We start from the raw sequence: 21250 nt of genomic DNA on the forward strand, positions 1-21250 counted from the left end.
CGACATGAGTGACGACACCCGCCAGGCCCCGCTCCCGGCCACCGGCCCACAGCCACGTTACTTTACCCAGGAGGGCGAGGGCGTCCAGGTCGTGTACAACCTGCGCGACACCACTGCGTACCGGAAACTGGGCTACCGGGAAATCGACGAGCAGTCCTACCTTGCGAGCCTTCCCGACCCCGCTGACGGCGCCTGCCTGGAGCACCTAACGGACTGACATCGGTCGTGAGGAGTGGGGAGATATCCGATGCCGTCTGGGCGGTGATCCTGCCGCCGGGCCCCGTCGGCAGGGTGGGCGAGGGACAGGCGGCCGGACCACCGCCAGGCACTGACCAGGGCTGAGAGGCGCCCGATGTCGGCAGCGGATCCGGAGACCGCGGTCCGGCCTGTTTCGACCCCCGACGTTTCGGATGCGTACGGCGGTATGTAGTGGCCGGGTTCGAGAAGGGCGTCCCGGATCTCGATCACCTTGCGGTAGGCCGACACGTCGTGGGGGACAGGGGGGAAGAGCAGCTCCGTGCACCCCCCACGGGGAGTTGTGAGGGTGACCTCGGGGACGACAGCCACCAGCTCGCGCCAGAGCGGCCAGAGCGGCCAGAGCCGCCAGAGCCGCCATGCCGTCGGGACACGGGAGAGTCCGGTGCGTATCGAGAGCAGTGTCGGCATGAGGAGGCCCGTGGCCCTGAGCAATCCGTGAAGGTTCATCAACAGGGCGGAGTAGGCCATGACGTGGTCAGCGACGAAGATGCTGTGCACCAACAGCCCCAGCCAGTAGAGACCGGAGCTTCCGGTTGGCGCACCGGCGCCCCGACCCCGGACCCGACCTTCGCGTCGCCCGAGGACCGCTTCCGTGACCTGCGCCGCATCCGCGCGGCGCGTACCGATGGCCGGGTCTCTCTCGGCGTCGCCGTCAACGACCTGCTCGGCGTGGCCCGGAAGGTCAGCGAGCAGAAGTACGCCCTCGCCAAGGAGCTGGACCTCCTGGTCCCACGCCAACACCAGTTCCGATGAGGGACGCTTTCACACGGATGAGGTCGGCCTGGCACCTCGATATCGCGCGTACCAACCAGCCGATACTGGGGACAGTCGGCCTGAGGGGGCTGGGCAAAGTCTCGGTCACCACCGAGAGGCCCTGCACCTGGCCACGATGGGCGGGGCACAGCGGGTCGGGTGACATCGACCGGGTCTTGAACGCCGGAGAGGCGGTGACGGAGCGCGGAGCCCTCGGCCATTCGAGGTCAGTATGGGGTCGGGACAGTGGGGCTGGGTATCGCCGGCAGCCAGGCACAGATCAGCACGGGGGTGCCGTCGATCACCGGCTTGTACGGATCCAGATCGGTCGCCCGGGGCGGCAGCTTCTTCCGGGGCTCAGGCCGGGCCGAACCCAGTGCGGACGCATTCCCCCGTGCGGAGGTTCACCTCGGGCACCGACCTCGCGAAGAACACTGTGGATCTCCCTAGGACGCCGCCTCAGCCTTTGACGTCCTCCGGACGATCGGCGTAATTTTTCTGCTGAAGTAGATATTGCCAAGCTCTTTTCATGGTGTAAATCATTTGCCCGTTAGGTGCTCCATGCGGGGCGTGCTCGATTGAACGATGATTTGGAGTGGGTGAGGGTGAATTCCCGATCGGACACGATTGCCGTATTCGGTGCGGGGGTTATGGGGCGCAGCATCACCGCACTCGCACTGGGCCGTGGGGTGCATGTCGTCCTCGTCGACGTATCGGAAGACGTGCTCCAGCAGGCCCGCGCGGAAATCGCCCAGCAGTTGCGGCACGGGCAGTTCATGGCCGCCTTTCCCGATGGCCAGGCGGCCGGAACACTGACCACGACGCTGTCCGGCACGGACGCGGCGGACGCCGGTCTCGTGATCGAGGCGATCACCGAGGACGCCTCGCTCAAGGCGCGGATCATGGCGGAGATCTCCGGCATGCTCCCCGCCGGGGTCCCGGTGATCACCAACACCTCGGGCATCCCCATCGCCGAACTGGCGAAGTCGGTGCGGCGCCCCGAGGATCTGGCCGGGGTGCACTTTATGAATCCGGCCTATCTCATCGAGATGGTCGAGGTCATCCGCGGTCCGCAGACCGGCGACGACGCCATGGCCGCGATCCAGTCCTCCCTGGAGCGGCTGGGGAAGAAGACGGTCGTCGTGCGCGACGCACCGGGGTTCGTCACCAGCAGGCTGCTGCATCCCATGATCAATGAAGCGGCGAGGGTCGTGGCCGAGGGTACCGCGAGCGTCGAGTCCGTGGACCGGCTGATGCATGGATGTCTCGGTCACCCCACCGGGCCGCTGCGCACCGCCGATCTGATCGGGCTGGACAATCTCGCGGACGCTCTCCGGCTGCTTGCCGAGCGGACCGGAAATTCCACCTTCGAGCCCTGTGAACTGCTCATGGAGAAGGTGCGGCGCGGAGATCTGGGGCGCAAGACGGGGCGGGGTTTCTACGACTACGGAAAGGTACTTTCGTGAATATGGACCAGCCGATCGCCGCTGAGGGGATCGAACGGGCGATTACGGCCTTTGTCTCGGAGCGAGTGAAGGCGGAGGTTCCCGTCGGTCAGGATCTCTTCGATTCGGGGCTGGTGTCGTCGATGTTCGCGATGGAGCTCGTGGTCCATCTGGAGCAGGAGTTCTCGGTGCAGATTCTGGGGGACGACCTCAAGCGGGACAACTTCCGCTCCATCGGGGCCATGACCGCTCTGGTGGGGCGTCTGCTCGGCGCGGGGCAATCCGCCGATGCCTGAGCCGCTCGCCGGTGCGCGTGAGCTCGTGGACGACCTCGTCGGCGACCGGGCCGCGGAGTGGGACCGGGCTGGTCTGATCCCCGACGTCGTGCTGCGGACGCTGGCCGCCCGCGGCCTGTTGTGCGCGGGGGTGCCGGAGACCTTCGGCGGACTTGGGGCGAGCAGCGCCGCGAATGGCGAGTTCACGGCGTATGTCGGCAGCCGGTGCAGTTCGCTGCGGAGTGTGATGACGTCGCAGGGCATGGCCGCGTGGACGATCCAGCGCCTGGGCGGCCCGCGGCAGCACGCGGAGTATCTGCCGAAGCTGGCCGGTGGCCGGCTCGCCGCCATCGCGTTCAGCGAGCCGGAGGCGGGCAGTGATCTGTCGGCGATGACCACGAGCATCGAACCGGAGGGTGAGACCGTCGTCGTCCGCGGGCAGAAGGTCTGGACGACCGCCGCCCACTACGCCGATCTGATCGTCGTCGTCGGCCGCTATGGCTCCGGGGCAGCCGCTGTGGTGGTACCCGCGTCGGCTCCGGGCGTCACGGTGCGCCGGGTGCCGCGGCCGTCCGGCTGCCGGGCGGCCGGACACGCGGATGTGCACCTCGACGAGGTGCGCCTGCCCACCAGTGCGGTGCTCGGCGGTGGGCAGCCCTTGATGCTGCTGGTGACGACGGCGCTGGCGTACGGGCGGATCTCGGTCGCCTGGGGCTGTGTGGGGATCCTGCGGGCCTGTCTGGACGCCGCCGGTGGCCACGCCCGTATCCGGCGGCAGTTCGGCAAGCCGCTCGCCCAACACCAGCTGGTCGGCCGTCACCTGGCGGATCTGCTGACCTCCGAGCAGATCGCCACCCGGGTGTGTGAGCACGCCAGCCGGTGTTGGGACAGCGGCTCCCCGGACATGGTCGTCGCGACCGTCCTGGCCAAGCAGGTGAGCGCGGTCCAGGCCGCGCGGGGCGCCGCCACGGCGGTGCAGGTCCTGGGCTCGGCCGCCGCGCGCGAGGGCCATGTGGTCGAGCGCGCGTACCGCGATGCGAAGCTCATGGAGCTCATCGAGGGCAGTACGGAGATCTGCCAGTTGATTCTCGCCGACCACGCCGTGTCGATGTCGACGTCCGCGTCATGACCCGAGGAAGCACTGTGGCCCAACAGTCCCCGATCGTGAAGTGCCTGGTGTGGGATCTGGACAACACCCTGTGGCAGGGCACGCTGCTGGAAGACGGCCGGGTCACGCTTCCCGGTCCGGTCAGGGAGCTGATCGCCGAACTGGACAGCCGTGGCATCCTACAGTCGGTCGCCAGCAAGAACGACCACGACCAGGCATGGAAACAGCTCCAAGCGCTGGGCGTGGCCGAGTACTTCGTCCTGCCGCGCATCGGATGGGGCCCGAAGTCCGATGCGGTGCGCGAGATCGCCGCCGAACTCAACTTCGCGCTCGCCACGATCGCCTTCGTCGACGACCAGCCGGCCGAACGCGCGGAAGTCCAGTTCCATCTGCCCGAGGTCCGCTGCTACCCGGCTGAGGAACTCCCCGGCCTCGCCGCTCTGCCGGAGTTCAGCCCCCCGACGGTGACGGTGGACGCGCGGCGCCGTCGCCAGATGTATCAGGCCGGATTCCAGCGGAAGGCGGCCGAGGCGGAGTTCACCGGGCCGAGCGAGGACTTCCTGCGCTCCCTCGCACTGGTGATGGACATCAGCCGCGCCACCGAGGAACAGCTCTCCCGCGTCGAGGAGCTGACCTTGCGCACCAGCCAGATGAACGCCACCGGCGTACATTACTCCCTCGCGGATCTGCGGACGCTGCTGGCCGACCCTCGCCATGAGGTGCTGGTGACCGTGCTCACCGACCGGTTCGGACCGCATGGCGCGGTCGGTCTGCAACTGCTGGAGAAGCATCCGCGGGTCTGGAATCTGAAGCTGCTGGCCACCTCCTGCCGTGTGGTGTCCTTCGGCGCCGGCTCGGTGATCCTCAACTGGCTCGTCGACGAAGCCTCCCGCGCGGGTGTCCACCTGGTGGCGGACTTCCGGCGCACCGAACGCAACCGGATGATGGACATCGCCTACCGCTTCGCCGGTTTCACCGACGAGGCGTGCGACTGCCGGGCCGGGCTGCCCGCACCCGCACACGAGGACATCCAGCGGCTGCATCTGATTCCGGAACCACAGGCCCCGTCGCCGACGGTGAAGCTCAACGCCGTCAGCCTCCAGGGCGACTGAGCCCTCCCCGGGCCGTCGGGGCGCTCTGCCTCCCGACGGCCCGGACCGGAAACGGGCGAAAAGCCGAGCATCGGACGAGAACGGACGAGAGAAGATCCGGAGAAGGTGGACGACACATGGCGAACCAGGTAGGACTCCCGGCCGCGCTCTCGGAGTACATCCGGGTGTCCTCCCTGCGTGAGGACGAGATCCTGCGGCAGCTGCGGGAGACCACGGCGGAGCTGCCCGCGGGCAGCGCGATGCAGGTCATGCCCGAGGAGGGGCAGCTGCTGACGCTCCTGGCCGGTCTCACCCCGGCCCGCAGGATCCTGGAGATCGGCACGTTCACCGGATACAGCACCCTGTGCCTGGCCCGTGCGCTCGCCCCCGGCGGACGGCTGATCACCTGTGACATCACCGACCGCTGGCCGCGGATCGGCGCCGACTACTGGGCCAAGGCGGGCGTCGAGGCGCGGATCGACCTTCGTGTCGGTGCCGCGGCCGACACCCTCAAGGCCATCCTCACGGAGGAGGGCCCCGGCACCTTCGACTTCGTGTTCATCGACGCCGACAAGCAGGGCTACCCGGACTACTACGAGATGGCGCTGACGCTCCTTGACGACCGCGGCCTGATCGTGGTCGACAACACCCTGTTCTTCGGCAAGGTCGTGGACCCCGACGCGCAGGATCCCGACACCGCCGGGATCCGCGCCTTCAACAAGCTGGTCCATGACGATCCGCGGGTGGAGATGTCCCTGGTGCCCATGGCGGACGGGATCACACTGATCCGCAAGAAGCAGCCGACCGCGTAGAGAGCGGCCGATGGGGAACCGGGTCCGGTCTCCCGGTCGGGTTCCCCGCCTCCGCCGTCCGCGGGGTCGCTCAGGTGACCACCCTCGGGATGAACGCCGCATGGGATCCGTCGGAGAAGCGTCGCAGTTCGACGCCGTACACCTCGGCGGGGTGCAGCTGCTGACCGAGAAATGCGATCACCCGGTTGAATTCGGGCGGAAATCGGCTGGCCACAATGGCCATACGGAGCCTGCCCAGGGCCAGATTCGCCTCGATCGCGCGCAGGAACGAACCCTCGTCGATGGGATACCCCATCTCCGCCAGCAACTGCTCTCCAGTACTGCCCTGCAATTGGGCGGTGTACTCGAGCGATCGCTGGAGTATGTGGATCGGCCAGTGCCGCGCCCCGCTGCCCGCGTAGTCGAGAATTTTGGCGAGTGCGCTTTGCGCGTTCCAGGTGTCGTGTGGTTCCACCACTTCCACGAGTATCGGGACACCCGAGGAATCGGCGAAGAGATGGGTGGCGCTGAAGGAGTAGCCGTCCGTGTCCGGCATGACATCCGTGGGGTTCCTGCGGATCAGCAGGAGCGAGGAGTTGGAGCCGGACGCGTTCGCCGTGGACAGCAGGTCCGGATAGCGGCCGAGGATCTCATGAAGCGGCGGTTCGGGGCTGGCAGACGTCGGGGTGAGCTGGGAGAGCCCGGTGTCGTTCTGCAACACGATGCGCTGGTTCCAGGTCTCGGAGCCCGCCCCCGGAGGCGTCTCCCGCGGGCGTGCGTGTCTGCCGGACGTCAGCTGTCCCGGGTCCGCCGGCAGCAGCGCGGGACGTTCCATCCAGGGGTCGATCGGGACGAGACAGGAGTTCAGGATGAACGCCAGGGTCTTGTACGTTCCGGCGAGGGCCAGCAGTTCGAGGATCTGCTCCTCGCTGTAGCGCTCGGCCAACTGCTTCCATGTGCCGTCCGACACCGCCGACTTGGTGTGGAGCTCATCGACCGCCTGGAGAATGGTGGCTTCGAACGGAGTCCAGCCGGCGGTGTCCTCCGAGGCCACCCGGGCGATCTCCGTCTCGTTCATCCCGACGAACAGTCCCGCGGCGTGGTGGTGCGCCCAGACGTACGGGGTCTGTGAACGCCATGCGGTGCGCAGGATGACGAGCTCGCGTTCGCGGGGCGGCAGGATGTCGCCCGCCACATGCGTCAGCATGGGTTGCAGCGCGGGCAGCAGCGTCGGGTGGTTGGCGATGGTCCGGTGGACGTTCGGCGGCGGCCGGTCCGCGAGGAGCCCGTTCAGTGACTGTCCGATCTCCCGGGCGTAGACCTGGCCGGCGGGTGTGACGGCGAAGTCGTCCGCGTCCTGCGGATCGATCCTGGGCCGCATTTTCTCACCTTCGTGAATTATGTTGTCGCATCGGCGTCTCATGGACGGGTGGCTCGGCGTTGTGGCTCTATTCCGCCGACCGAGGTCCAACAATAAGTGATCGTAAGGGCTTTCAAACGCCGGAGGTCTAGGGGAATCCCTAATATTCCCCGTTGTGCTGAGTGGCGGTAACGGAATGGTGTGCGTCGTTCGCGACAGGAGGGATCTGTAGGGAAAATCGGAGAGTAAAAAATCCCAAAACACAGAGAGAATGACCCTGTGGCCCATGGAGGCAGGGAATTACCCGCGAAGACGATGAGTTGGGGGATCGGGTCGTGAGCCGGAACGAGTCCATATCCGCGTCCGCTGAGCGACTCCAGGAGCGGGACACCGCCGTCGCGGTGGTGGGGCTGTCCTGCCGGCTGCCGTCCGCGGCGGATCCCGCACGGTTCTGGCGGCTGCTGACCGGCGGGTCGAGCGCGGTGTCGCAGGTGCCGCCGGGCCGCTGGAACAGCGACGCCGCGACCTCCGGCGAGACCGGCTGGGGCGCCTTCCTGGACGAAGTCGACGGCTTCGACGCGGAGTTCTTCGGGGTCTCTCCGCGTGAGGCACGGGCCATGGACCCGCAGCAGCGCCTCGCACTGGAGTTGGGCTGGGAGGTCCTGGAGGACGCGGGCCTGCCGCCCGCCGCGCTACGCGGCAGCGACACCGGGGTGTTCATCGGGATGACCGCGGATGACTACGGCGCACTGGACCGGCTCAGGGGACCGGCGTCGATCGGTCATCACACCCTGACCGGCCTGAACCGCAGCATGGCCGCGAACCGGCTGTCCTACGTCCTGGGACTTCGGGGGCCGAGCCTGGTGGTGGACACCGGGCAGTCGTCGTCGCTGGTGGCGGTGCACCTGGCGTGCGAGAGCCTGCGGCGCGGGGAGTCGGCCACGGCGCTCGCCGGCGGTGTGCAGCTCAATCTGATCCCGGACGGCGCGGAGGCCGCGGCCCGGCTCGGCGCCCTGTCCCCGGACGGCCGCTGCTTCACCTTCGATGAGCGTGCCAATGGGTATGTGCGTGGCGAGGGTGCGGGGATGGTCCTGCTCAAGCCCCTGGCAAGCGCGTTGGCGGACGGGGATGAGATCTACTGTGTCATCGAGGGGAGCGCGGTCGGCAACGACGGCCCCGGCGACGGTCTGACCACCCCCGACCCCGATGGGCAGCGGGCGGTGCTCCAGGCGGCCTGCGGGCGTGCGGGCGTCGATCCGGCCGAGGTCCAGTACGTCGAACTGCACGGGACCGGGACCCGGGTGGGCGATCCGGTGGAGGCCGCGGCGCTCGGCGCGGTGTACGGGGCGGGCCGTGCCACGGACCGCCCCCTGCTGGTCGGTTCGGCGAAGACGAACGTGGGACACCTGGAGGGCGCCGCGGGCATCGTCGGCCTGTTGAAGGTCGCGCTGTCGCTGCGGAACGGTGAACTGCCGGCGAGCCTGAACTTCGAACACCCCAATCCGCGGATCCGGTTCGGCGAGTGGAACCTGGACGTGGTGACCTCGACTCGTCCCTGGCCCTACCGCGACGGCCGTGCCCTGGCCGGGGTGTCGTCGTTCGGCGTGGGCGGCACCAACTGCCACCTGGTGGTGTCCGCCACCGAGCCGACGCCCGGAAACACGTCCGCGGCGACGGACCCCGACCCCGGCACGGCGGATGGCGCCCTCATGGCGGGTGGCACCGTGCCGTGGCCGCTGTCGGGCCGGACCCCCGAGGCGCTGCGCGCGCAGGCCGTCCGCCTCGCGTCCCATCTCGCGGAGAACGGCCGGCTCGACCCGGTGGACGTGGGCTTCTCCCTGGCGACCACCCGCACCACGTTCGACCACCGGGCCGTCGTCCTGGGGCCGGGCCGGTCGGCGGCCCCGGGCGCGCTGACGGCGCTGGCCGGCGGCGAGTCCGCGCCGGGCGTGGTGCGCGGAGCCGCCGATGTCGAGGGCGGCACGGTGTTCATCTTCCCCGGGCAGGGGTCGCAGTGGGCGGGCATGGGCGTCCGGCTGATGGCGGAGTCCCCGGTGTTCGCGCGGCGGCTGACCGAGTGTGCCGCCGCGCTCGCGCCTCATGTGGACTGGTCGTTGCCGGAGGTGCTGCGGCAGTCCGAGGGGGCGCCGTCACTGGAGCGGGTGGACGTCGTCCAGCCCGCCTCCTGGGCGGTGATGGTCTCCCTCGCGGCGGTGTGGCAGGCGCACGAGGTGGTCCCGGACGCGGTGGTGGGCCATTCCCAGGGAGAGATCGCGGCGGCGTGCGTGTCCGGTGCGCTCTCCCTGGAGGACGCGGCCCGGGTGGTGGCGCTGCGCAGCCAGGCCATCGCACGCCGCCTGGCGGGGCGGGGCGGCATGCTGTCGGTGGCGCTGCCGCGGGCCGGGGCAGAGGTGCGGCTGCGCCGCTGGGACGGCCGGGTGTCGATCGCGGCGGTCAACGGGCCGGGTTCGGTGGTGGTGTCCGGTGAGCTGGAGGCGCTGGGCGAGCTGTTCGAGGAGCTGTCGGGCGCGGATGTGCGGGTGCGGCGGATCGCGGTGGACTACGCCTCGCACTCGGCCCAGGTGGAGCGGGTGCGCGACGAGCTGACGGCCGCGCTGGAGGGCATCCGCCCCCGCCGGGCCGAGGTGCCGTTCTTCTCCACGGTGACCGGCGACTGGCTGGACACCACCGGTATGGACGCCGGGTACTGGTACCGCAATCTGCGGCGTACCGTCGGTTTCGAACCGGCCGTCAGGACGCTGCTCGGCCAGGGCCATCGGGCCTTCGTCGAGGTCAGCTCCCACCCGGTGCTGACCGCCGCGGTGCAGGAGATCATCGACACGACCGACGTCACGGCGGTCGCCGTCGGCACGCTGCGCCGGGAACTGGGCGGGGCCGACCGGTTCCTGACCTGTCTGGCGGAGCTGTACGTCCGCGGGGTGCCGGTGGACTGGCCGCGGCTGTTCACCGGGACCGGTGCCCGGCGGGTGGCCCTGCCGACGTACGCGTTCCAGCGGGAGCGGTACTGGCTCCAGGGACCGGCCGGCGATGTCGCGGTGCGGGAAGCCGTTCCGGCCGCCCCGGCGGCGGTGACCGGCCACGCCACCGATGCCGAACCGGAGCGCGCGGAGCCGGAGGGTACGGAATCCGGCACCCCGTGGACGCGCGCCGACTTGGCACGGCTGGTGCGTGCGGAGACGGCGGTGGTCCTGGGCTTCGCCGCCGCGGAGCGGGTGAACCCGGCGCGGTCCTTCAAGGAGCTGGGCTTCGACTCGGCGATGACGGTGGAGCTGGCGACCCGGCTGCGGGCCGCCACCGGACTGCGGGTGCCCAACACCGTGCTGTTCGACCATCCGACGCCGGACGCGTGCGCGGCCCATCTGGCCACACGGCTCACCGGCCCGGTGACCGGTGACACCTCGCCGGCGCCCCGCGCCGTTCCGGAGGACGACCCGGTGGTGATCGTGGGCATGGCCTGCCGCTACCCGGGCGGGGTGACCTCGCCGGACGAGCTGTGGGAACTGGTGTCGGGCGAGGCGGATGCCATTTCCGACCTGCCCGTCAACCGGGGATGGGCGCCTGAGATGACGGCCGGCTGGTCGGGCGGGTTCCTGTACGACGCGGACCGCTTCGACGCGGCGCTGTTCGGGATATCCCCGCGCGAGGCGGAAGCCATGGACCCGCAGCAGCGGCTGGCCCTGGAGATGAGCTGGGAGGCGGTGGAACGGGCCGGGATCGCTCCGTCGTCACTGCACGGCAGCGGGACCGGGGTGTTCCTCGGGGCGATGGCCCAGGACTACGGTCCGCGGCTCCAGGACGGCTCCGGTGCCGCGGAGGGATATCTGCTGACCGGCACGTCGCCGAGCGTCCTGTCCGGCCGCGTCGCCTACGCACTGGGGCTGCGGGGGCCCGCGCTGACCGTGGACACGGCGTGCTCGTCGTCACTGGTGGCGCTGCACCTGGCGGCGCAGGCGCTGCGCGGCGGCGAGTGTTCCCTGGCACTGGCCGGCGGTGTCACCGTGATGTCGGAGCCCGGGATCTTCATGGAGTTCGCCCGGCAGGGCGGCCTGTCATCCGACGGCCGCTGCAAGGCGTACGCGGAGGCCGCGGACGGCACCGGCTGGTCCGAGGGAGTGGGCGTCCTGGTGCTGGAGAGGCTGTCGGACGCGATCCGGGGCGGCCACCAGGTGCTGGCGGTGCTGCGCGGTTCCGCGGTCAACTCCGACGGGGCGTCGAACGGCCTGACCGCTCCCAGCGGCATCGCGCAGCGGCAGGTGATCGGCCAGGCCCTGTCCGGTGCCGGTCTGGCCCCGTCGGACGTGGACGCGGTGGAGGGGCACGGCACCGGTACCCGGCTGGGTGACCCGATCGAGGCCCAGGCGCTGCTCGCGACCTATGGACAGGACCGGGACCCGGACCGTCCGCTGCTACTGGGGTCGCTCAAGTCCAACATCGGGCACACCCAGGCCGCCGCCGGTGTCGCGGGCGTCATCAAGATGATCCTGGCGATGCGGCACGGCGTATTGCCCCGGACGCTGCATGTGGACGCGCCGTCGTCGCAGGTGGACTGGTCGGCCGGGGCGGTGGAACTGCTCACCGGGGCCACCCCGTGGCCGGCGGCCGGGCGGCCCCGCCGCGCGGGCGTGTCGTCGTTCGGGATCAGTGGCACCAACGCGCATGTGATCGTCGAACAGCCACCGGGGGACCGGCCTGATCGGCCCGCCGCGCGCCCACCGGCCGGGTCGCCGGCGAAGGTCCGGCCCGGCGTGGCGCCATGGCCGGTCTCGGCGCGTACCGAGGCCGCGCTGGACGCGCAGCTGGACCGGCTGGCCGCTTTTGTGGCCGATACCGGCGCGGCGGCACCGGACATCGGTCTCTCCCTGGCCACGACACGCTCCGAGCTGGAGCATCGCGCCGTCCTCCTGGCCACGACGGACACCGCGGGGGACGGTGGCACACCACCCCTGAAGGTGGCCGAGGGCATGGCGGGCGACCCCGGCCCGATGGCGCTGCTGTTCGCCGGTCAGGGCGCCCAGCGGCTGGGCATGGGGCGCGAATTGCACGACCGGTACCCGGTGTTCGCCGCGGCGTGGAGGGAGGTCTGCGCGCTGCTGGACGGCGAGCTGGAACTGCCGCTGAGCGAGGTGGTGTTCGGCGATGACGCGGAACCGCTGAACCGCACGGCATACGCCCAGCCCGCGCTGTTCGCCCTCGAGGTGGCTCTGTTCCGGCTGCTTCAGTCGTGGGGGGTGGCGCCGGATCTGCTGATTGGACATTCGGTCGGGGAGATCGCGGCGGCCCATGTGGCCGGGGTGCTGTCCCTGCCCGACGCGTGCACCCTCGTCGCCGCCCGCGGCCGGCTGATGCAGGCGCTGCCGGAAGGCGGGGCCATGGTCGCCTTGCGGGCCACCGAGGACGAGGTGGCGCCGCTGCTCACCGGCTCCGCGGACCGGGTGGCACTCGCCGCCGTCAACGGCCCGGAGGCGGTGGTGGTGTCCGGGGCGGCCGACGCGGTGGAGGCGATCGCGGACCGGTTCGCCGCCGACGGCCGCAAGGTGACCCGGCTGCGGGTCAGCCACGCGTTCCACTCCCCGCTGATGGCGCCGATGCTGGAGGACTTCCGCGCGGTCGTCGAGGGCCTGGCATTCGGCGAGCCGCGGACCCCGATCGTCTCGACGGTCACGGGTGAGCGGATCGGCGCGGAGCGGATCCGCACCGCCGACTACTGGGTTCAGCACGTCAGGCTGACGGTGCGGTTCGCCGACGCGGTCGGCGCCGCGGCACGGGCCGGTGCGCGCACCTTCCTCGAACTGGGCCCGGACGCCACGCTGTCGGTGCTGACGCAGGACGCCCTGCCCGATGTGGCGGACGTGGAAGCCGTGTCCCCGCTGGGCAAGGACCGCGGCGAGGAGTCCACGGTGGTCACGGCCGCCGCCCGGCTGTATGTGCGGGGCGTACCGATCCGGTGGCCCGAACTGTTCGCCGGCACCGGCGCGTGCCGGGTGGCGCTGCCGACCTACGCGTTCCAGCGGGAGCGGTACTGGACCGCGCCCGCCGTCGGCGCATCGGCGACCGGTGCCGCCCCGGCGGGGCTCCGAGGTATGGAACATCCGCTGCTCGGCGCGGTCGTGGAACTGCCCGAGAACGGCGGCCTGCTGTGCACCGGCCTGCTGTCGGCGGCGGCGCTGCCGTGGCCGGCCGACCATGCGGTGGCCGGGCAGGTGACCTTCCCCGCCGCCGGATTCGTCGAGCTGGCGATACGGGCGGGCGACGAGGCCGGCTGCGCCCTCGTCGAGGAGCTCATCCTGGACGCGCCGCTGGTGCTGTCCGATCGGGACGACGGCGGGGCACGGATCCAGGTCGCGCTCGGTGGCCCCGGCGACGACGGCCGACGCACCCTGAGCATCCACTCGCGGCCCGTCCACGCGCCGGACGCGCCGTGGACGCGGTACGCCACCGGCACACTCGCGCCGGGCGCCCTCGCGGCCGCCGCCGATGACGGGCGGGAGTGGCCGCCCGCGGACGCCGTACCCGTCGATCTCGACGATTTCCACGAGCGGCGGCGTGCTGCCGGGCTCGCCCACGCGCCGGCGTTGCGGGCCGTCCGGGCGGCCTGGAGGTCCGGCGACGAGGTACTGGCCGAGGTCGCGCTTCCCGAGTCACTCGCCGACGAGGCCGACGCCTTCCGCCTCCATCCCGCACTGCTGGACGCGGCGCTGCACCTCGCCGCGCCGACCGTGCTCGACGGCCCGGACGGCCAGCGGCTGCCGGCTGCCTGGTCCGGGGTGTCCCTGCACGCCGTCGGCGCGTCGGTGCTGCGGGTACGGATGAGCAGGACGGGCGACGACACGGTCACGCTGACCGCGGCCGACACCGCGGGCGATCCGGTGGCGACCGTGCGCACGCTGACGCTGCGTGCGCCGGACGTCCACTCCGCGGTGACCACGGCGGCGCGGTCGCTGCTGCGCCTGGATTGGCTGCCCGCCCCGGCACCGGACACCGGGGGGCACGATCCGGTGGCGGCCGGGGAGGCGGTGCTGATCCCGGTCACCGCGCCGGCCGGCGTGCCGGTGCCGGAGGCGGTCCGTACCGTCACCGCGTCCGTGCTGGACACGCTGCGGCGATACCTCGATGACGGCGACAACGGCGACGACGGGGACGACGGGGACGGAAGGGACAGCGGCGACCGCAGGCACGACGGCGACGACGCGGGCCAGGCCGGTGACGGCGGGCCCTCCCGGGTGGTGTTCGTGACCCGCGGAGCGGTGGCCACGGCACCCGGCGCGGCCCCGGACGTGGTGGCGGCCGCTGTGTGGGGGCTGGTGCGATCGGCCCGTCAGGAGATCCCCGGCCGATTCGTACTGCTCGACCTGGACCCCGCGGGCGGCGATGATCCGGTGTCGGCCGCCGCGGCCGCGCTCCGCGCGGCGTCGGACCGCGATGAGCCCGAACTGGCGCTGCGCGGCGGCGAGTTGTTGATCCCCCGGCTGGCCTCCGCCGACGCACCGGACCCGGCGGCGCGGGACCTGGCGGCGCCGGACACGATGTGGAGCGGCGACGGCACCGTGCTGATCACCGGCGGCCTCGGCCATCTCGGCGCGCTGATCGCCCGGCACCTGGTCACCGCGCACGGGGTGCGCCACCTGGTGCTGGCCGACCGCCGGGGCACCGACACCGAGGGCGCCGGGGAACTGCTGGCCGAACTGAGCGGGCGGGGCGCACAGGTGACCGCCGTCGCCTGCGATGTCTCCGACCGCGCGGCCGTGGCCGCCCTGTTGAATGCGGTTCCGGACGAGCACCCGCTGACCGGTGTGGTGCACGCCGCCGGTGTGCTCGACGACGACGAAGCGGTCACGGCGCTGACTCCGGACCGGCTGGACATGGTGTTCCGCCCGAAGCTGGACGGCGCGTGGCATCTGCATGAGCTGACCCGTGACCTGGGCCTGAGCGCCTTCGTGGTGTTCTCTTCTGCGTTCGGCGTCCTCGGCAACGCGGGGCAGGCCGGTTACACCGCGGCGAACGCCTTCCTGGACGCGCTGGCGCGGCGGCGGACCGCCGAAGGGCTCGCGGGCCTGTCCATCGGCTGGGGGCCATGGGTCCAGGACAGCGGGATGTCCGCCGCGCCGAGCGACGCGCAGTCGCGACGGATCACCGCAGCCGGGCTGCCGGCGTTCTGCGTCGATCAGGGGCTGGCCTGGTTCGACGCCGCGTGCGCGGTGGACGAGGCCGCCGTTGTCGCCGCATACGTCGACCGGGCCGCCCTGCCTGCGCGGGACACCCTGCCCGAACTCTTCCGCGGCTCCGCCGGAACCACTCGCCGGGCCGCCGCCACCGAGAGCGGCTCGCGCCTGTCGGCCGGACTGACGGCCGACCAGGCCCGTGCCACCCTGCTCCAGCTGGTGCGTGAGCAGGTGGCTTCCGTGCTCGGGCACGTGGCGCCCGCGGCGGTCACAAGCGGGCGGACGTTCAAGGACCTGGGCTTCGACTCCCTGACCGCCGGCCAGTTGCGGAACGGACTGCGGAAACGGACCGGCCTGAGCCTGTCGTCGACCCTGGTCTACGACTACCCGAGCCCGGACGCCCTGGCCGGTCACCTGTGGACCGAGCTGTACGGCGGCGACGGCGAGCGGTGGGAGAGCGCCGGGCAGCCATCGGCCGCGGCGGCGGGCCCGACGGCCGGGGCGCCCGCTCCGGAGCCGATCGCGATCATCGGAATGAGCTGCCGGTTTCCCGGCCGGGTGCGCTCGCCCGAGCAGCTGTGGCAGCTGCTGGCCGAGGGCGTGGACGCCACGTCCCCGCTGCCCGCCGACCGCGGCTGGGATCCGGGTGTGTACCACCCCGACCCGGACCGCACGGGCACGACCTACTCGGCGGCGGGCGGCTTCCTCGACGGCGCGGCCGAGTTCGACGCGGCGTTCTTCGGCATCTCCCCGCGCGAGGCCGCCGCGATGGACCCGCAGCAGCGGATACTGCTGGAGCTCGCCTGGGAGGCGTTCGAACGCGTCGGGATCGACCCCGCGTCCCTGCGGTCGAGCATGACCGGCACCTTCGTCTCGGCGACCGCCCAGAGTTACGGCGCGGGCGTGTCCGCGGACTCCGACGGATATCAGCTCACCGGCACCATCCCCAGCGTGCTGTCGGGCCGCCTCGCCTACCTGTTCGACCTGGGCGGACCGGCCGTGACGGTGGACACGGCCTGCTCGGCGTCCCTGGTCGCGCTGCACATGGCGTGCCAGTCGCTGCGCTCGGGGGAGAGCACCCTCGCCCTCGCCGGCGGCGCCACCGTGCTGACCGGCCCCGACACCCTCGTCTCGCTGAGCAGGCACCGGGTCATGGCGCCCGACGGGCGGTGCAAGGCGTTCGCCGAGTCGGCGGACGGCATGGGCATCGCCGAAGGCGCCGGTCTGCTGGTGCTGGAGCGGCTGTCGGACGCGGTCCGGCACGGCCACCGGGTGCTGGCCGTCGTCCGCGGATCGGCGGTGAACTCCGACGGCGCCTCCAACGGGCTGACCGCGCCGAGCGGTCCGGCCCAGCAGCGAGTCATCCGGCAGGCCCTGGCCAACAGCGGGCTGTCGGCATCCGATGTCGACGCGGTCGAGGCCCACGGAACCGGCACCGCGCTGGGCGATCCGATCGAAGCCCATGCCCTGCTGGCCACCTACGGCCGGGACCGGGGCGGCAATCCGCCGCTGCTGGTCGGCTCGGTCAAGTCCAACATCGGACACACCCAGGTGGCGGCCGGTGTCGCGGGTGTCATCAAGATGGTGATGGCGATGCACCACGGCGAGCTGCCGAAGACGCTGCACGTCACCGAACCCTCCTCCCGCGTCGACTGGGACTCGGGCGAGCTCAGGCTGCTGACCGAGGCCGCGCCCTGGCCCGACCTCGGTCGGCCGCGGCGGTGCGCGGTGTCGGCGTTCGGAATGAGCGGGACCAATGCCCACGCCATCCTGGAGCAGCCGCCGCGGCCCGCCGGGCGACCCCCGCTCGCGGATCCCGTGTCGGACGGGCCGGTGGCATGGCCGCTGTCCGGCAAGTCGGCCGCGGCGCTGCGCGCCCAGGCCGCGAAGCTGCTCGCACACCTGGACGACCACCCCGCGCCGCACCTCGTGGACATCGGGCACTCACTGGCCACGACCCGTGCCGCGTTCGAGCACCGGGCGGTGCTGGTGGGCGACGACCGGGCTGCGCTGCGCGGTGGCCTGGCGGCGCTGGCCGAGGGCACCTCGTCGCCCGCGGTGGTGCGGGGCACGGCGTCCGAGCGCCGTGCGGTGGTCTTCGTATTCCCCGGGCAGGACGCGGCATGGGCGGGGATGGCGGCCGAACTGCTCGATGTCTCCCCGGTCTTCGCCGACCGCGTCGCCGCGTGCGAGGCGGCCCTGGCCCCGTACCTCGACTGGTCGCCAACCGGTGTGCTGCGCGGCGAGTCCGGCACTCCGCCGATGGACGGGCGGCCCGATGTGCTCCAGCCCGTGCTGTGGACGGTCATGGTCTCGCTCGCCGCCCTCTGGCGCTCGTTCGGCGTCGAACCGGCCGCCGTGATCGGCCACTCCCAGGGCGAGGTCGCCGCCGCCTGCGTCAGCGGCGGTCTGTCGCTGGACGACGGTGCCCGCGTGGTGGCACTGCGCAGCCGGCTCATCCACGAGCGCCTGTCCGGGCGCGGCGCGATGATGTCGGTGATGGCATCGCCGGAGCGAGTAAGGGAGTTGCTGGACGTGGCGTCCGGCGCGGTGTCGATCGCGGCGGTCAACGGACCGAAGACGGTGACGCTCTCCGGCGATCCGGCGGCGCTCGACGAGGTCGAACGCCGTCTGTCCGCCGCCAGGATCATGCGCTGGCGGCTGGCCGGGGTGGACTTCGCCGCCCACTCGGCGCATATCGACGAGATCGAGACAGAACTGCTCGAGCTGCTGGCGCCGGTGCGGCCCCGCCCGTCGGAAGTGCCGTTCTACTCCACGGTGACCGGCGACCGGCTGGACACCGAGGAGCTGGATGCCCGGTACTGGTGCCGGAACCTGCGGCAGACCGTGTCCTTCGCCGAGACGATGGCGGCTCTCGTACGCGAGGGCTACGGGGCCATGATCGAGGTCGGCCCGCATCCGGTGCTCGCGGTCGGCACCAGCGAGATCATCGAGCACGCGGGCAGCCCGGCGGTCACCCTGGGCACCCTGCGCCGTGACGACGGCGGATGGGACCGTGTCCTTCGCGCGCTCGGGGAGGTCCATGCCCACGGTGTGCCCGTCGACTGGACCGCGGCGCTGTCCGGCGGCCGCACGGTGGACCTGCCCACCTACGCCTTCCAGCACGAGACGTACTGGACCGCGCCGCCCGCCGCCACGCCAGCACTGGCCGACTCCGCCGACGAGCCGCTGTGGGACGCCGTGGGCCAGGGGGACGCCGCCGCGGTCGCCACACTGCTCGGCCTCGAAGCCGAGCCCCCCGAGTACAAGGAGGCGCTCGACGCGGTGCTCCCGGCGCTGTCGGCATGGCGCAGGCGGCAGGACGAGCACACCCTCACCAGCGCGCGGCGCTACCGGACGGTGTGGACACCCCTGCGGGTCCCCGCCGCCCCCGCGCTGACCGGAACCTGGCTGGTACTCACCACCGATGGCATCGACGACTCCGATGTGGTGGCCGCGCTGACCGCACACGGCGCCCAGGTGCGCCGACTGGTCCTCGACGGGACCTGCGCCGATCCCGAGGTGCTCGCGGCCCGGCTCGGTGACCTCGACGGCACGGCCGGAGCACTGTCGCTGCTCGCGGCGGCCGAGGAGGCGGACCGCGGCGAGCCCGTACTGCCCGCCGGACTGGCGCTGACCGTGTCGCTGATCCAGGCGCTGATGGGGGCCGGCGCCGAGCTGCCGCTGTGGGCGGTGACCCGCGGCGCGGTCTCGACCGGCCCGGCCGACCCGGTGCGCAACCCGCGGCAGGCGATGGTCCTCGGGCTCGGACAGACCGCGGCCGTGGAGGCGCCATCGCTGCGCGGCGGGCTGGCCGACCTCCCCGAGCGGCTCGACCCCGAGGCGGCCGGGCGGTTCGCCGCGCTGCTCTCGATGGGCCCGGAAGACGAACGGGCGGCGGTGCGATCCTCGGGCGTCCTCGTCCGGCGGCTGGAGCGGGCGGCGGCACCGGCCGACACGCCCGGCACCTGGACGCCCGGCGGCACCACCCTGGTGACGGGCGGCACCGGGACGCTGGGCGGCCGGGTCGCCCGCTGGCTGGCCCGGCAGGGAGCCGGGCACCTGGTGCTGATGAGCCGGAGCGGCCCCGCGGCACCGGGCGCGGCCGAGCTGGCGGCGGAGCTGACCGCCCAGGGGACGAACGTCGAGGTGGTGCGGTGCGATGTGACCGACCGGAGCGCCGTGGCCGCGGTGCTCGACCGGCTCTCGGCGGACGGCACTCCGGTGCGCGCGGTGGTGCACACGGCGGGTACCCGCGCCCTCGGGCCACTCGGCACATCGGACCTCGCCCATGTCGCCGACGCGGTGCGCGCGAAGGTGGCGGGCGCCGCGCACCTCGACGAACTACTCGGCGACACCCCCCTGGACGCCTTCGTACTCTTCTCGTCGCTGGCCGGTGTCTGGGGCATCGCCGACCACGGGGCACTCGCGGCCGCCGACGCGTATCTGGAGGCGCTGGCGGCACAGCGCGGTGCCCGCGGCGCCCGTGCGACGGCGATCTCCTTCAGCCCCTGGCAGGATGCGCGCCCCCTGATGACCCGGCAGGACGGCGAGCATCTCATCCGCAGCGGGATGGCCTTCCTCGACGGCGATGTGGCGCTGGCCGGGCTCGCCCAGGCGCTGCACGAGCAGCGGACCGCGCTGACGGTCGCCGACATCGACTGGGAGCGCTATCTCTCCGTCGTCACCGCGGCCGGCTCCCGCCCGTTCTTCGACGAGCTGCCGGAGGCACGGTCCCTCGCCGGGCCCACGGCCCTGAGCGGTGACGGCGGGTTCGCGGAGCGGCTGCGGAGCCTGTCGGCCGGGGAACGGCGGAAGGACCTCCTCGACCTGGTGCGGAGCGAGACCGCCGTGGCACTCGGCCACTCGTCCGGCGAGGCGATCGGCGAGCACTCGGCGTTCCGCGACCACGGCATGGACTCGCTCGCGGCGATCGACCTGCGCAACCGGCTCGTCGCGGCGATGGGCAGGCCACTGCCCAGCACCGTCGTCCTCACCCACCCCACCCCGGCCGACCTGGCCGACCATCTCCTCGACCAACTCGCCGCGCCGCCGACGGAGGCCGGCGCCACCGACGTCGACCCGGCGGCCGACCTGGTCACCCGGCTCCACCGCGACGCCGTGCGGACGGGCCGGCTGAACGAGGCCCAAACCCTGCTCCTCGACCTCGCCGCCCTCCGGCCCAAGGGCAGCGGGCCCCTCCCGCCCGCCGTGGACCGGCTCACCACCGGCAGCTCGGGCACCCATGTGGTCTGCGTGGCCCCCATCGTGCCCCTGACCGGACCCCACACCTACTACACGCTCGCCCAGGCGCTCCCCGGCGACTGGTCCGTCTCCTGCCTGACACCTACCGGCTTCCGCACCGACGAGGAACTGCCCGCCACCCGGGAAACACTCGTCGAAGGGCTGGCCCGAGCCGTGGTCGCGAACACCGACGGCGACACCACCGAGCCGGTGATCCTCCTGGGCACCTCGTCCGGCGGCATCCTCGCCCACGAGACCGCCCGCCATCTCGCGGAGCGCGGCACCCCCGTACGGGCGGTCGTCCTCGTGGACACCTACATCCTGGAATCCCCCGCCGCCCGAGCGCTCCAACCCCACCTGTGGCACGGGCTGTACGAACGCGAGCACCTCACCGACGGCTACACCGCCACCGATCTGTCCGCCTACGCCTGGATGGAACGGCTCCTGCACACCTGGACCCCCGTGCCGACCCCCTTCCCGACCCTGCTCCTGCGTGCCTCGGACCCCTTTCCGGTGCCGGACGGGGCGGACCCGGTGCCACCCGACTGGCAGACCGTCCTTCCACACGTCGCCACCACCCTCACCACTTCGGGCGACCACTTCACCCTCATCAACCAGCACGCCTCCGCCACCGCCACCCACATCGCCGACTGGCTCACCGGGCAGGGGAGGGAAGTCAACCGTGGATTGCGAGAACAGCCATTCGGATAGCCTGGCGAAACGCTGACACGAAGTCACCGCGATC

The 21250-nt window shown here is 72.0% G+C and carries 10 protein-coding genes; 8 read left to right on the top strand and 2 right to left on the bottom strand.

Features of this window, described 5'->3' with window-relative positions; all coding sequences use genetic code 11:
• Window positions 1–4: 4 nt before the first annotated feature.
• Window positions 5–217 carry a hypothetical protein gene (locus ACJX2R_RS49340; RefSeq protein WP_413105504.1) on the top strand — a complete coding sequence of 71 codons (213 nt, stop codon included), beginning with the start codon at window positions 5–7 and terminating at the stop codon, window positions 215–217.
• Here ACJX2R_RS49340 and ACJX2R_RS49345 read toward each other — a convergent pair.
• Window positions 157–726: a DUF6545 domain-containing protein gene (locus tag ACJX2R_RS49345; RefSeq protein ID WP_413106154.1), complete on the bottom strand. Its 570-nt coding sequence runs from the start codon at window positions 724–726 to the stop codon at window positions 157–159. The genes ACJX2R_RS49340 and ACJX2R_RS49345 overlap by 61 nt on opposite strands.
• Before the next feature lie 3 nt (window positions 727–729).
• Here ACJX2R_RS49345 and ACJX2R_RS49350 point away from each other — a divergent pair, with 3 nt between their 5' ends.
• The 6 genes from ACJX2R_RS49350 to ACJX2R_RS49375 all read left to right on the top strand — a co-directional run bounded on the left by ACJX2R_RS49350 (window position 730) and on the right by ACJX2R_RS49375 (window position 5742).
• Entirely contained in the window at window positions 730–1011 is a 282-nt protein-coding gene (locus ACJX2R_RS49350; RefSeq protein WP_413106201.1) for a hypothetical protein, read from the top strand.
• A gap of 650 nt (window positions 1012–1661) precedes the next feature.
• Window positions 1662–2477: a 3-hydroxyacyl-CoA dehydrogenase family protein gene (locus tag ACJX2R_RS49355; RefSeq protein ID WP_413105505.1), complete on the top strand. Its 816-nt coding sequence runs from the start codon at window positions 1662–1664 to the stop codon at window positions 2475–2477.
• 2 nt (window positions 2478–2479) lie between these two features.
• Complete coding sequence (locus ACJX2R_RS49360; RefSeq protein WP_165556371.1) at window positions 2480–2752, top strand: phosphopantetheine-binding protein; 273 nt, start codon at window positions 2480–2482, stop codon at window positions 2750–2752.
• Window positions 2745–3860, top strand: coding sequence for an acyl-CoA dehydrogenase family protein (locus tag ACJX2R_RS49365; RefSeq protein WP_413105506.1), 1116 nt, complete (start codon window positions 2745–2747; stop codon window positions 3858–3860). Before ACJX2R_RS49360 ends, ACJX2R_RS49365 begins: the two co-directional genes overlap by 8 nt.
• On the top strand, window positions 3857–4951 hold the full coding sequence (locus ACJX2R_RS49370) for an HAD-IIIC family phosphatase (protein WP_413105507.1): 1095 nt from the start codon (window positions 3857–3859) through the stop codon (window positions 4949–4951). Before ACJX2R_RS49365 ends, ACJX2R_RS49370 begins: the two co-directional genes overlap by 4 nt.
• Window positions 4952–5067: 116 nt before the next feature.
• Window positions 5068–5742 carry an O-methyltransferase gene (locus ACJX2R_RS49375; RefSeq protein ID WP_413105508.1) on the top strand — a complete coding sequence of 225 codons (675 nt, stop codon included), beginning with the start codon at window positions 5068–5070 and terminating at the stop codon, window positions 5740–5742.
• Between the two features lie 70 nt (window positions 5743–5812).
• Here the strand turns inward: ACJX2R_RS49375 and ACJX2R_RS49380 are convergent, their stop codons facing one another.
• Window positions 5813–7102 (bottom strand): carboxymuconolactone decarboxylase family protein, encoded by a 1290-nt coding sequence (locus ACJX2R_RS49380; RefSeq protein WP_413105509.1) that lies wholly within the window; start codon window positions 7100–7102, stop codon window positions 5813–5815.
• Between the two features lie 314 nt (window positions 7103–7416).
• On the opposite strand from ACJX2R_RS49380, the gene ACJX2R_RS49385 reads away from it, so the two are divergent.
• A complete protein-coding gene (locus ACJX2R_RS49385; protein ID WP_413105510.1) occupies window positions 7417–21216 on the top strand; it encodes a type I polyketide synthase in 13800 nt (4599 codons plus the stop codon).
• Window positions 21217–21250: the final 34 nt, after the last annotated feature.

The organism is Streptomyces sp. Inha503 (assembly GCF_047215865.1).
Taxonomy (GTDB): domain Bacteria; phylum Actinomycetota; class Actinomycetes; order Streptomycetales; family Streptomycetaceae; genus Streptomyces; species Streptomyces lycopersici.